This is a genomic window from Runella aurantiaca, from assembly GCF_003339505.1.
GTDB lineage: Bacteria > Bacteroidota > Bacteroidia > Cytophagales > Spirosomataceae > Runella > Runella aurantiaca.
In genome coordinates, this window is the sequence record NZ_QPIW01000012.1 from 1 (window position 1) to 13,840 (window position 13,840).

At 44.6% G+C, this 13,840-nt stretch carries 14 protein-coding genes; 6 read left to right on the top strand and 8 right to left on the bottom strand.

Annotated features, from left to right (window positions below):
• The first annotated feature begins 136 nt into the window (after nt 1–136).
• From DVG78_RS15300 to DVG78_RS15325, 6 genes are all read left to right on the top strand, one after another.
• Nucleotides 137–1,753 carry a COR domain-containing protein gene (locus DVG78_RS15300; protein ID WP_262511872.1) on the top strand — a complete coding sequence of 539 codons (1,617 nt, stop codon included), beginning with the start codon at nt 137–139 and terminating at the stop codon, nt 1,751–1,753.
• Between the two features lie 99 nt (nt 1,754–1,852).
• Nucleotides 1,853–2,746, top strand: coding sequence for an NAD-dependent epimerase/dehydratase family protein (locus DVG78_RS15305; protein WP_114461943.1), 894 nt, complete (start codon nt 1,853–1,855; stop codon nt 2,744–2,746).
• A gap of 51 nt (nt 2,747–2,797) precedes the next feature.
• A complete protein-coding gene (locus tag DVG78_RS15310; RefSeq protein WP_114462082.1) occupies nt 2,798–3,154 on the top strand; it encodes a DUF2200 domain-containing protein in 357 nt (118 codons plus the stop codon).
• 400 nt (nt 3,155–3,554) lie between these two features.
• Entirely contained in the window at nt 3,555–6,017 is a 2,463-nt protein-coding gene (locus tag DVG78_RS15315) for a zinc-dependent metalloprotease (protein ID WP_114461944.1), read from the top strand.
• Between the two features lie 266 nt (nt 6,018–6,283).
• Nucleotides 6,284–7,219, top strand: coding sequence for a D-2-hydroxyacid dehydrogenase (locus DVG78_RS15320; RefSeq protein WP_114461945.1), 936 nt, complete (start codon nt 6,284–6,286; stop codon nt 7,217–7,219).
• On the top strand, nt 7,209–7,679 hold the full coding sequence (locus tag DVG78_RS15325) for a YybH family protein (protein WP_374755721.1): 471 nt from the start codon (nt 7,209–7,211) through the stop codon (nt 7,677–7,679). Before DVG78_RS15320 ends, DVG78_RS15325 begins: the two co-directional genes overlap by 11 nt.
• A 92-nt stretch (nt 7,680–7,771) precedes the next feature.
• Here DVG78_RS15325 and DVG78_RS15330 read toward each other — a convergent pair whose 3' ends face one another.
• From DVG78_RS15330 to DVG78_RS15365, 8 genes are all read right to left on the bottom strand, one after another.
• Nucleotides 7,772–8,368, bottom strand: coding sequence for a hypothetical protein (locus tag DVG78_RS15330; RefSeq protein ID WP_114461947.1), 597 nt, complete (start codon nt 8,366–8,368; stop codon nt 7,772–7,774).
• A gap of 119 nt (nt 8,369–8,487) precedes the next feature.
• On the bottom strand, nt 8,488–11,046 hold the full coding sequence (ccsA, locus tag DVG78_RS15335) for a cytochrome c biogenesis protein CcsA (RefSeq protein WP_114461948.1): 2,559 nt from the start codon (nt 11,044–11,046) through the stop codon (nt 8,488–8,490).
• Nucleotides 11,047–11,113: 67 nt separating this feature from the next.
• Complete coding sequence (locus DVG78_RS15340; protein ID WP_114461949.1) at nt 11,114–11,548, bottom strand: cytochrome c maturation protein CcmE domain-containing protein; 435 nt, start codon at nt 11,546–11,548, stop codon at nt 11,114–11,116.
• 25 nt (nt 11,549–11,573) lie between these two features.
• Nucleotides 11,574–11,957 carry a type II toxin-antitoxin system VapC family toxin gene (locus DVG78_RS15345; protein ID WP_114461950.1) on the bottom strand — a complete coding sequence of 128 codons (384 nt, stop codon included), beginning with the start codon at nt 11,955–11,957 and terminating at the stop codon, nt 11,574–11,576.
• Nucleotides 11,954–12,163, bottom strand: coding sequence for a type II toxin-antitoxin system VapB family antitoxin (vapB, locus tag DVG78_RS15350; protein ID WP_114461951.1), 210 nt, complete (start codon nt 12,161–12,163; stop codon nt 11,954–11,956). The genes DVG78_RS15345 and vapB overlap by 4 nt, the downstream gene beginning before the upstream one ends.
• Nucleotides 12,160–12,384: a CcmD family protein gene (locus DVG78_RS15355; protein WP_114462083.1), complete on the bottom strand. Its 225-nt coding sequence runs from the start codon at nt 12,382–12,384 to the stop codon at nt 12,160–12,162. Before DVG78_RS15355 ends, vapB begins: the two co-directional genes overlap by 4 nt.
• A gap of 22 nt (nt 12,385–12,406) precedes the next feature.
• The gene (gene ccsA, locus DVG78_RS15360; RefSeq protein WP_114461952.1) at nt 12,407–13,060 is read right to left on the bottom strand and encodes a cytochrome c biogenesis protein; all 654 of its coding nucleotides are present in this window, start codon (nt 13,058–13,060) and stop codon (nt 12,407–12,409) included.
• 85 nt (nt 13,061–13,145) lie between these two features.
• Nucleotides 13,146–13,808 carry a heme exporter protein CcmB gene (locus tag DVG78_RS15365; protein WP_114461953.1) on the bottom strand — a complete coding sequence of 221 codons (663 nt, stop codon included), beginning with the start codon at nt 13,806–13,808 and terminating at the stop codon, nt 13,146–13,148.
• Nucleotides 13,809–13,840: the final 32 nt, after the last annotated feature.

Below are 13,840 nucleotides of genomic sequence, written 5' to 3' on the forward strand. Positions count from 1 at the left end.
TGACTGTGCAAAATCGTTACGATTTGCTCCTCTGTAAAATTGCTTTTTTTCATTTGGATACCGTTTAAAAGTGAAATTTATAATTTTTTCTACTTTTAAATGGATACGGTTCGGGGAATGAGGACATTGGCTCGCAATCAAAGATGAATTACTCAATCAAGTACAAAAGAACTATCTTTTGTATGACGAGTATCAAACTATATGCCAACAACAACAGGTAGCTGAAGAAAACATTCAGAGAGGGTTGGCTGAAATGCTTGATACGGTTGGCACAATTACGTTTTTTGACAGACCATTTGGAGATAAATACTATATTTTGAATCCTGATTGGCTCACGACAGGAGCATATCAAATCATTTTATCAAACCATACAAACCAGAAACGTGGCCGTATCAACGCACAGGACTTAAAAATCATTTTCACGGAAAGACTACTTTTTGAATACAAGCCTTCTGATTATCAGTTTTTGTTGGATGTTATGGCCGAATTTAATCTTTGCCATGAATTTAATAAGCATGAATGGCTAATCCCATCCTCCTTAGAAGGCCAATCAAAAACCGATTTGGTGGCATTTAAAGCACAAGATTATCGGCTTTATTGCCTGAAATATACAACATCGCTACCTTCATCGGTTATTCATCGTTTTATCGCTCGCAATGTCAAGCACGCTTACGAAGAAGACTATTGGCGCAACGGTATCGTCGTCAAGCACCCTGATAGCGACACGCTAATGTTTGTAGAGGCTGATGCCAAAGACAAAGAAATCAGGCTTTGGATTAAAGGCGAACGAATTCGAGATTGTTGGGAGTTCTTCCATAAGGATTTTAAAGATTTTTCAGAGAAGTTTGACTATGAACAGTTAGTTATGTTGCCTCAAGGCGATAATATAAGCTACCAATTTTTGATAGAAGCTTGGGAATCAGGAGAGGAAAGTGTTTTTATCAGTAAGAAAACGGGGAAAGTCAATGTAATCGAGGCATTAGGTTTATTTGAAATACCCCAATATAAAGGAGGAATCCATAGAAAAGATTCTGAACATATCGCTCCAATTTTTAAGAAAACACCTATTACTTTAATGGCTTTCGCATCTAATGGTCTTGCAGAAATCCAAACTGAAGCCAATAACGTTTACAAGGCAATTAGCAAAAGTGTACTGGTCACCGCACAAAAAATAGAAGATACCACTGTAGAGAATTTGGCTGATGCAATGCTGGATTATGGCGAAGAATTATTGTTATTCCATTTTGGAGGGCATTCAGAGCAATCTCATGTGGTCCTCGAAGGATTGCAGAAAATGGATAAAATCCGTTTTTCTCGTTTACTAATTCCCGATGATAAACATCCTGTCCCAATTGTTTTCCTAAACGGTTGTCTTTCTTCCGGTCACGTCGGCATTCTCACTGCCAAGGGCGTGAAGGCCATTATTGCGACTAATGCCAAAGTCAACGATGTGGAGGCGGCGCGATTGGCTAATTACTTCTATCGTTGGTTTTTTGAGAAAAATGCCACACTTCGCAAAGCTTTTGAAAATGCTGAAGCTACGGTTTCTTCCAACTCGGATTCTTCCAATAGGGGATTGGGAACCGACAGAACGGCTACAAACGGGCACAATTCCTTCATTGTCACCGTTAACCCGGGTGAAATAGATGATAAACAGTCCATGCCTGCGTCTTGGACATTATTTGTGCATTCAGGACACACAAAAATGTTGGATTGGACTTTACAGGATTTTGTAAATGAGTTCAACAAATAGTGTCTTTGCTATCTGTTTATTTTTTTTACTAACAACTTTTTTCCCTGCCCAGTTAGTTACCGATAAAATCATTCATAAACAGGAAAACCACTCACTACAATGCGAATCTTTTTTACGGGCGGCTCGGGAAAAGCCGGAAAGCACGTCATTCCGTACCTGCTCGACCAAGGCCATAAAGTGCTGAATGTAGACCTGACGCCTTTGCATCATCCGAGGGTGGATAACCTGACCGCCGACATTACCGATTCGGGACAAATGTTCAATGCCATGACTTCCTATACGGGCTTTGAGGAATTGGAACCGGGAACCAGCGTTCCCACATTTGACGCGGTCGTCCATTTTGCAGCCGTTCCCCGCATCTTACTTAAACCTGATAACGAAATGTTTCGGGTCAATACTGTAGGCACTTACAATGTGATTGAGGCGGCGGTGAAATTGGGCATCAAAAAGATTATCATTGCCTCGTCAGAAACCACCTACGGTATCTGTTTTTCGGACGGCCAAACCGACCCTAAAATGTTGCCGTTGGAGGAGGATTACGACGTCGACCCCATGGATAGCTACGGATTGTCAAAGGTGGTCAATGAAAAAACGGCCCGCAGTTTTCAGCGACGGTCGGGGTTTGATATTTACGCCCTCCGCATCGGAAATGTGATCGAACCGCACGAGTACGCCGAACTGTTTCCCCATTATTTCAAACACCCCGAAGTGCGCCGCCGAAATGCCTTTTGTTATATCGACGCCCGCGATTTGGGGCAAATCGTAGATTTATGTTTGAAAAAAGATGGCCTAGGCTATCAGGTTTTTAATGCTGGCAATGACCACAACGGGGCTGTTATTCCGAGCAAAGAATTGGCCGAAAGGTTCTTCCCTAACGTGCCCATTACACGCGAATTGGAGGAGCATGAAGCCTTGTTTTCCAATCGCAAAATCCGTGAGGTACTGGGCTTTAAAGAACAACATAACTGGCGAAAATACGTAAATTTGGATTGAATTGAAGGGCGGCCGGTCATAAGACCGACAGCGGCAAAAATGATAAAAACAATGAAAACACACGATGAACGTTTCGCGAACATGACCTTCTCTTCGGTGTATCCGCACTATCTCAACAAAGTTGAGAAGAAGGGAAGAACAAAAGAAGAATTACATCAAGTCATTGAATGGCTGACGGGTTTTGATGACCAACAACTGCAAGCCCACATCGACGATAAAGTAACTTTTGAAATCTTCTTTCAGAATGCCGATTTAAACCCCAATGCCCATCTCATTACGGGGCTGATATGCGGTTATCGGATTGAGGAAATAGAGAATCCTTTGACGCGAAAAGTCAGGTATTTGGATAAGTTGGTTGATGAGTTGGCGAAGGGCAAAAAAATGGAAAAAATCCTGAGAAATTCATAGTCTACCAAAGCCAGTGTACCCACCCCCACTGAGTCCAACAGTAAGTACCCTTTTCCCAGCTACAAACGAGGCTTTATCAAAAAAATACCAAAGCAGTCCAATACTACTCAAGCCCGCAAAAGCATCAATCCAAAGCAACTTTTTGAGTTTTATCGCAATATTCATGGCCAACCCTTATTTTTCTCAGATAGATTGACATCCTCCTGATTTTATGAAATTGTATGTCTTGAATTTGTAATAAAATCAACGCTGTGGCACTCCTACGGCTAGGCGGCAGATGCATGTAGATAGTTAAGGACAGCCCTTAAAATTTCTCTCTTCCCCAAAAAATTGGTTTCTTTGTAAAGAACCTCAAAAACGAGGTATATTTTCATCCAACAAACCGACTTACCCCCTTTTTATGAAGAAATTACTACTCCTAACCCTTTTTTCTTATTCGCTTTTTGCCCAGAACCCTATCGAAACCTTCACCAAAGACATGGAAAAGAAGGACGGTTTCATGCCCTACTATTGGGACGCTAAAAAGGGTAAAATTTATTTGGAAATCACCCGATTTGATACCGAATTGTTGTATTATCCAACTTTAGCCCAAGGCATCGGCTCCAACGACATCGGCCTCGACCGCGGGCGATTGGGGCAGGAACACGTCATTAAATTTCAACGTACTGGCAATAAAGTCTTGATGGTGGAGCCCAATTACGGCTATCGCGCCCTCAGCAACGACCCGCTCGAACGCCGCGCCGTGGAAGAATCCTTTGCGCAGTCGGTGCATTGGGGGTTTGAAATCACCGCCGAAAATGCGGGAACGGTGCTCGTCGAATTGACGCCTTTTCTGTTGCAAGATGCCGTCGGAGCCATTCAGGACATTTCACGTACCCGGCAAGGCACCTTCAGATTGGACGCTTCGCGCTCGGCTTTGTATTTGCCCAATACCAAAAACTTCCCCCAAAACACGGAATTTGAAGTAACCATTACGCTCACTGGAGATGCTCCCGGGGCTTACCTCCGTGCTGTAGCCCCAACGGCCACCACGATGAGTATGCGTCAGCACCATTCCTTTGTTGAACTGCCCGACAACAACTACCAACCGCGCGGTTTTGACCCACGCATGGGATATATTTTTACCTCTTTTTACGATTATGCCTCTCCCGTGAGTGAGCCAATCACAAAACGTTACATTGTGCGCCATCGTTTGAAGAAAAAAGACCCCTACGCCGCCATCAGCGAGCCCGTAAAACCCATTGTTTACTACATCGACCCGGGCGCGCCCGAGCCTATCCGCTCGGCCTTGGTCGAAGGTGCCAAATGGTGGAATCAGGCGTTTGAAGCGGCAGGCTACAAAGATGCGTTTCAGGTAAAACTTCTTCCCGCCGATGCCGACCCGATGGATGTGCGGTACAATCTGGTGCAGTGGGTACACCGCTCTACGCGCGGCTGGTCGTACGGTGGCAGCATCATTGACCCGCGTACAGGCGAGATTTTGAAAGGCAAAGTCACGCTGGGTTCATTACGCGTTCGTCAAGATTACCTCATCGCACAAGGACTGGTAGGCGATTATAAAACTGATTCTACCAACACCGAAGACATGATGGGCATGTCGCTCGACCGCTTGAAACAACTGTCGGCGCACGAAATTGGGCACACATTGGGACTCCCCCACAACTACGTGGCCAGCGTGCACGACCGCGCATCGGTGATGGACTATCCGCACATGCAGGTTGAATTGAAAAACGGCAAAGTAGATTTATCCAACGCGTACGACAAAAAAATTGGCGATTATGATAAATGGTCCATCATTTGGGGCTATCAGGATTTCCCTAAAGGTACCGATGAGAAAAAGGCGTTGAATGCGATTGTAGACCAAATGTATGGCAAAGGCCTGTATTTCCTCACCGATCAAGACGCACGTCCCGAAGGCAGCGCACATCCGCAAACGCACCTCTGGGACAACGGTGTGAATGCCACCGCAGAGTTAAAACGAGTTTCGGAAATTCGCAAGCTGACCTTGGCTAACTTTGACGAGCGAAAACTCCGCACGGGCACACCGATGAGCTCATTGGAAGAGGTTTTTGTGCCGATGTATATGTTTCACCGCTTTCAGGTAGAAGCAGCCTCTAAAGTATTGGCGGGGGTAAACTATCGTTTTTCGGTAAAAGGCGAGAAGAATCTAGAAACTTTGCCCATCAACGGAAAAGAGCAGCGCGAAGCATTGGCGGGGTTGTTACAAACCATTCAACCCGACTTTCTAAAAGTCCCCGATGCAGTCTTGAAACTAACGCCACCACGGGCATTTGGGTATAACGCCAATCCGCGTGAGACCTTTAAGCGCCGTACGGGGCTGGTATTCGACCCACTAGGGCCACCAGAAGCCGCCGCTGGACTAACGCTTCGAATGTTGCTTAATCCTGAGCGTTTGAGTCGCTTGGTGATTCAATCGTCGATTGATGCCTCATTGCCTAGTTTGGAAGAAACCTTGGATCAATTGCTCAATGCCACTTGGAAATCCGCCGCGCCGCGCGTAGCCTACAACGGAGAGATTGAACGTTTGGTAGAGAAATTGGTCTTGAGTCATTTAATTGACCTCAGCCGCAACAAAGAAGTTACTCCGCAGGTCCGGGCCATTGTAGGACTAAAAATTCAGGAATTCAAAGTCTGGCTGTCGACCCGCACCTCCAACGATACGAAACAAAAAGCGCATTATCTCTTTGCCAAACAACAAATTGAAGAGGCAAACACCAACGTCAGCGATATTATTTCTATAACGCCCATGACTCCTCCCGACGGCCAACCTATCGAATCAGGTTATGATTGGTTAGCGCCAGCCTGCGACTGGGAATTGCCTGCGTTTTCGAAGGGAAAATAACCGAGGTAGAGGCGGAAGATTTTCCGTCTCTACTAATCAAAAAAGATGCTGGAGATGATGACCAGTAAAAAGAAGACCACGATCACGATTAAATAATAAAACAAATCAATGAAAGGGTAATCTTGACGATTCAGTTTATCTAACCACTTAGAGATCATATCTTTATCGCGTATTTTAATATTATTCAATGTAGAATATCAGGCTAGCGAAGGACGAAGAACGGCCTTTCGCTACTGACTTTTTCGCACTAATTTTCAGCAAATCTAATGCAAATTTTCGTAAATACGTCCCTCAATGAATCGCTTCGCCAAGCATTGAAACAACAGTTGCCCGCGGGGCATTCGGTATTTTTCAAGAATGAATGGTCAGAAACCGAGCAAGCAGCGGCCTTCCAACAATCACAGGTGATTTTGGGAAATCCACCCGCCGCTTGGTTGACAACCGCCCCGCCACTGCTCAAATACTGGCAGTTGGATTCGGCGGGTTTTGACGGGTTTAAAAACCTGATTTTACCCAACGTGGCTATTTGCAATCTGGCCGATTATTTCTCCATTCCCTGCGCCGAAACCATCGTGGCTGGTATTCTGGCTTTTTACCGCGGTGTAGATGAGCTAACCTCGCTCAAAGCCGAAAAACGCTGGGTTGGAGCGCCAATTCGCTTTCGACTCAATTTGCTCACGGGCAAACGCGTGGTGATTTTGGGCGCTGGCAGCATCGGACAAGCCGTCAAAAAAATGCTTTCGGGCTTTGATTGCTCCATTCAAATGGTAGCGCGTTCTCACCCAAGTGCGTCGATTCATTCGCCCGAAGAATTGATGACTGTATTGCCCCAAACTGACTTAGTCATCAACTGTCTTCCTGGCACCGCCAAGGGCTTTTTTACGGCCCAAATGATTGATACTTTGCCATCAACGGCGGTTTTTGCCAACGTTGGACGCGGAACCACGGTAGACGAGCCAGCACTCATTGCCGCTTTGCAGCAAAAACGACTGGCTGGCGCGGTCTTGGACGTGACCGAAGTTGAACCTTTACCCGTCGAAAACCCGCTTTGGGATATGCCTAATGTGATTCTTACCCAACACACAGGCGGCGGACAGGCGAGTGAAGATGAAGGAAAAATTGCTTTTTTCGTCAAAAACTTCCAACGCTTTTTAAATGGACAACCTCTTGAAAATCAGATTGATTTAACCCGTGGCTACTAACTCAACATTTATCTGCATTGACATGAAACTCTTCTCATTCTTTTTGATTATCGCCTGTTTGTTTACTGGAGTCACTGGTTTTTCCCAACAAAATGCCGACGAAAAAGTGATTTTAAAAATTCTCCAAAAACAGGAAGCTGACTGGAACGCGGGCGATGTAAACTCATTCATGGAAGGCTATTGGAAATCGGACTCCCTCGCATTTATTGGTGCAAAAGGCCCTACTTACGGATGGAAAAACACCCTAGAAAATTACAAAGTACGCTATCCCGACCGCGCCACGATGGGCACGCTAAAATTCACGATTTTACGGTTGAATGCGTTGGACAAAAACGCGTATTTTGTCATCGGCAAATGGCACCTTACCCGCCCAGAGAAAGGAGATATTGGAGGACATTATACACTTGTTTTCAGAAAAATAGGTGGAAAATGGCTCATCGTCAGCGATCATACATCTTAAAGCGCATAAAGACTCCTGAATCAACTGCATTGGGCAAAATTCAACCCTTTTACATTTTTCAGTTTACCAGTTTTCGGTTTATCATTTTCGTTTCAGTCCTCATATTCCACCGCTTTCAGGAGCATTTTTTTCTCAGACTCCCGCAATTCATACCAAATTTTGCGAGTGCCTCCCGTGGGGCGCGCGTTGGTATCGCCAGCGTGGTAAATGGGAAATTCGCGCACCAATTGTCCATTTTCAATTTTAAACGAATCGTGCCCCATGTAGCCTTCGGCCAACATCGGCAAAAACGGCTCGGTACGAATGGCATCAAACGACGTAGGCAGAAATTCGAAGGCATAGATTTTGCCAAATGAGCCACTCCCGTACGTACTCGAATAAACGTAAATCTCGGGAGAACCGTTACGATTCAAATCAGCCGCTTCGGCATTGACCACCCATCCATCCGTTTTTTGTCGGATAAGAATCAACTGCTTATTGTCGCGGCTCACTTTAATGACCAACTCCCTGATGGCACCAGATTCGTTGGTGCTGATGTCAAATTGATGCTTTTGGAAGGCAATGGTTTTCTTAAAACTGTCGAAAGCGGGAATATCGGCTTCTTTTTCATTAAAACGTGAAAATCCCACCAGTGCGAAAATCGCAACCAAAAGTACTGAAATGGAGGCTATTTGTGACTTTTTATGCACTAAACCCGATGATTTGCAGAGCCTAAAGAAAGTTGGAGATTAACCATTTTTAATTAATACTTAACCACTATCAAAAAAGCGGCCAAAAAGCCGCTTTTTTGATTTTATTTATGCTTTGGTTAAACTTTTTCCAGTTCCACGCCCTTATCTCTCACCAGACGAAACTCTCGAAAACGCCGGATAGTCGACATCATAAAACCGATGATCAAGACAATGGTTCCGATCCATAACACATTGATAAGTGGTTTTTCGACGGCTTTCATCACAATGTAGTCACGTTGTTTGGAGTTGACGGCAAAACTGAAGGTTCCCGTTTTGGGGTCAATCTCCATAAATTGAACACGTAAACCCAAATCTTCATTTACTTCTGGCTTGCGCATCACCATACGATCTTGGTTAATGGCAAAAGTTGGCGTAATGAAGTATTCACGCTCTTTATCCAATATCTTAATTTGTGCCTTTACGGCCACGTCGTTGGGCGTAAGCGCTATTCCTTCCACCTTATCGGTACGGCCTACACTTTCGAGCACGGCCACAAAATCATTGACAAAAAATGTGTCCTGCATCGCCACGCGGAAGTTTTCGGTTGGCGACCACTCTTCCGCTTTCTTGGGGTCACTTCCCACCGTTACGTAAGAATACAGGTCTTTATTAAGCTCGCGTTTAATATCCGGCGATGTCACCAATCCCATTTTTTCGTTGAATTGCACCCGTGGATACAACGTTGCAATTCGACCATTAGGCTCGCGGTATTCAACTTCATAATGCGCGTTTTCGGCGTAGACTGCCACCGTGTCGCCTTTTTTGTGGTACGTTTTTTCGCCGATTGTAATGTCACGCAGACAAACCGCGTGGAAATCACCTTCAATCACGTCGACCCAAGTGTTAGGAACAAACTCAGGCACATCACGGATTTCGATGCGAGGACCACGATAAGTCAACAGATAATCGCCCATACGCGTCGGCTGACCAAGCCACAAGAGGACGTTTTCCTTATTTTCTTTGTTGTCTTCCTTCGTAAAATAATCATCTTTTGAAATCAGTAAGCCCGACGCATTCAGCGACACCACTTTTTGATAACCCGATGACCACAAAATACCAATCAGCATCAACGCCACACCAATGTGGGTAATAGACCCGCCCGATACGCGATAACTACCGCGTAAAACACCGATAATGATGGTAGTATTGGAAACCAGCGCAAACACCGCCGCCGTTAACAAAGCGATATAAGGTAGTTTATTGATGCCACCAAATGTAATCAGCAAAGCGCTGATAAACAGCGAAATCCATACCGGTGTAAGCAAGTCCTGCATTTTTCCTTTCTGCACCCGCTTCCACCAAAAATACTGGCCGATGCCCGATAAGATGGTAATAACGGCAAAAAACCAAAGCTGAAATTTGGTATAATAAGAGATAGCGTCTGTGGGAGGAGCCAATTTGGAAACTCCACCAAAAGCCTGTACAATACTGTTCCAAACGGGAATAGAAGTCGGAATAATGACCTGAAAACTCGCCAAACACAGCACCGTAGCCCCCATAAAAAGCCAGAATTCCCGCGAGTAGGTTGATACTTCATCTTTGTCGGAAGGCATAAGTTTCCACACCCGAACGGTCAAAATCGTTGCCACGATAATAAAGGCAAACAGATAAAGCAGCAATTGCCCCGAAAGACCCAAATCGGTAAACGAGTGAACGGAGGCATTGCCCAAAATCCCGCTGCGCGTGAGGAAAGTAGAATAAAGAATCAGAATAAACTGCGCAATAACCAAAATCACCGAAGTTTTGAGCGCAGTAGCGTTTTTCTTGGCAATAATCATCGTATGCAAGGCCGCAATCACGATGAGCCAAGGCACATAGACGGCATTCTCAACGGGGTCCCAACTCCAATAGCTGTTGAAGCTCAGCGTCTCGTAGGCCCAATAACCGCCCATCAAAATACCAACCCCGAGAATAACACCCGTCAGCAACGTCCAAGGCAAAGCAGGCCGCAACCACTCCACCACTTGCTTGCGCCAAAGGCCCGCCATCAGATATGCAAAAGGCACCAATGTAAGGGCAAAGCCTAAAAACAAAGTAGGCGGGTGAATCACCATCCAATAATTTTGCAACAACGGATTGAGACCGTTTCCGTCTTTGGGCACAAAATCAGGATTGAGTTGTAAAAACGGAGCGCCGGGGTTGGCTTCGGCAATGGTCAAGAAGGGCGTACTTCCTATTTTAAAATCCAATCCTGGAATGATAACACCCAGAATCATGGAAGTTAAAAAAGCCTGTACCAACGCATAAACCGTCATCATGGGCGCTTCCCAAAGCTTATTGGTGCGAATCAGAATCACGCCCAAAACCGCCTGCCAAAACATCCAGAGCATAAAGCTGCCTTCCTGTCCTTCCCAAAAGCAAGACAGCATATAGTACCACGGAAGCGCCCTAGATGAGTGGCTCCACGCATAGTGGTACTCAAAATGATGACCGTAGATAATAACATACAGCGTAGCACACACACCGACAACGGCCGCTACGTGAATATAAAAAGCACCTCTAGCGAAGCGCTTCCAGGTTTCTACCTGTAGGTTATCAGTCGATAAAAGAGTGGCTCGTAAATACGCATACGTAGCGACCAACGACGTTACGAAGGAGAAAATTACGAGAAGGTGTCCTAAATTTCCGAGAGTCATGAGTTGGGTTGTTGGACAAAAAATGCCAGTCGGTATGTATCACCCGCCGTCATTTTTTGTCTATGAATTATATTTTCTCCGCCGTAGCTTCCTTAAAATCAGGCGCTTCGTTGGTGTATTTTGAAGGACATTTCATCAGAATCTTATTACATTCAAAATAGTCTTTCTGCATCCGCCCAATCACCACTACCTGCTCCGATTTATCAAAATCCTGCGGTTTAGGACTCAGATAAACGACTTTTTTGACAATTTTGTTGGTATCGACCAGCATAAATTCAAAGCGATTGGCATCCATGACGGGGTCGTATTTCATGCCTACGATTTGCCCGTTGGCATCTTTGGTCAATTTTCCCACCACGTGCACCTCAGAGGTTTCTCCTTCCTGGGCCAGTTCTTCAGCTTCCGTGAAGTTTGAGTATGTACTTGCACTGCCGTAGGTTGACACGATGATTCCGATGGCAATGGCAATGACGATTAATCCGAAAATGTGTATTTTTTTCATTGTTGTACTGATTTTTGATTCTTTACTACCAAAGGCGTGTTACGCCATACTCTTCAAAAAGTTTTTCTTTTGTAATAATGGTTAACTTTTCACTTAGTGCCTGTGCGATTAGAGTGCGGTCGAATGGGTCGCGGTGGTGAAATGGAAGCTGAGAAAGTTGGATTATGTTATCAAAACGAATTGGCAAAATATTAATTCTGTTATTGACAACCCAATTTTCCAAATCCACAAATGGCATATCTAATTTTAATTTACCCAAACTAATTTTTATGCCGATTTCCCAAAAAGAGGCTACACTGACAAAACATACGGTATCTATATCTTCGATAACTGATTTTGTAGTTTCCGGCAACTTTGGATTGCCTTCGGTAAACCAAATAAGGAAATGAGTATCAAGCAAGTATTTCACGGATACATATATTCTTTAAAGTCTTCCAATGGCTCGTCGAAGTCATCCGAAATAGTTATTTTTCCTTTAAATACCCCAAATTGGCGTTTTTTAGGAATTTCATCATGAGGCTGTTCACTCATCCATGAATCTACCAAATCCTCTATTTTAGCCAATTGTTCTGGAGGCAATTTTTCAAGTTTTGCTACTAAGTCTAAGATGCTCATTTCTTCAATTGTTTTTCAAGCTTCGACACTTTCCTGTCAATGTTGACTAAAAACGTAATAATCCCCGCAAAAATCACCGAAATTACCGCTACAACGACCCAAATCTTGCCGTCGGCCCGCATTTGGTCGGCCATCGCTACTTCCTCAACAACAGATTGTTGGGCAAAGAGGTTTACATTAGTTACCAGCGTAAAAAGAAAAAAATAAAATATAGTTCTCATCGGTTTATCAAGTTGTAAATGGTTAATCATTTAAGGTCAACGCCCGTACCCGAATGCGCAGCGTAGCAATCCAGGTTCCGAGCAACATCCAACCAATAATGATGGGATAAAACACCCGCCGCATTTGGTTGTCCATATCGTATTCGCCAAAGGCTGGATTGCCGCCATTGCCGGGGTGGAGTGAATCGGTCATCCGGGGCAGGATATAAATGAGCGGAATAAAAACCGCAAAGGCAAAAATGTTGTATACGGCCGAAATTCGGGCTTTTTTCTGCTCATCTTCTAGCGAGCTTCTCAGCACAGTATAGGCAAAATACATCAACATACTGATGGCCACACTGTTGAGTTTGGGGTCGTTGGGCCACCAATCTCCCCAAGTTACGCGTGCCCAAAGCGAGCCTGTAGCACAACCGAGTGCGCCAAAAAGCAAAGCGACGTTGGTAAATTCTACGGCTTTAATATCATGGGTCAGGTTATTTGAACGCAGGTAACGAATGGAATAAATCGCCGAGGTAAGCAAAAACAGCGTCGTAGCAAACCACAGTGAGACGTGAAAGTATACGTTTCGAATACTTTCGTTCAAAATATTGCGTCGAGGTACCTCGCCCATCAATCCAAAATAAAACCCGTACGTCAACAAAACAACGGCCAGTACTTTCCACCAGTTATTTTTCATAGTTTATGCGCTGAATGAACGATGTTTTAACACCACATTCCTTCTGTTTTTATTATTTTAAAAGTTCTTAAAACAGCCGTCATGACTAACTTTTCCATAAATACGGAAACAAAATTAATGACAAACTGACTACAATTGCATCCAAGGCCAACAATACTACGATTTCTTCGCCGCTGACACTCCGATCCAGACCATCAAGGGCATTTTTTGCTAATTTCATGACCATCAACAACATTGGGATAATGGCGGGAAAACTCAGAATAGACATTAACGCGGCGTTGTTTTCGGCCTTCGACGCAATACCCGCTACCATCGTAAGCGTAGAGGCAAACCCAATACTTGCCAATACAATGGTAAGCAGATACATCGGTATATCTCCTACCGGATTTCCCATTACAAACGCATAAAATCCGAAACCCGCCAACGATAAAACAATCATCAGCCCAGAGTTGTACAGGATTTTGGAAAGAATAATGCCCCGTGGACTCGCCAGCGTGTAGTAATAGAGCAATCGGCCCGCGCGCTCCTGCGTAAAGCTCTTTGAAATGGCACTCACCGCCGTAAAAAGCACAATAATCCAGAAAAGGGTATTCCACGTGAGTGGATTGAGTTGATTGGATTTGAGCCGAAAGCTCAAATAACACACAAAAACAGTGCTTACAATGTACAGCAACATGCCGTTGAGGGCATAGCGTTGCCGCCATTCCAACGTAATTTCTTTTCCAATCAGGGTGCGAAGTTCTTGCATTGGTGTTAGTTACAACGTCACTATCATAGTGA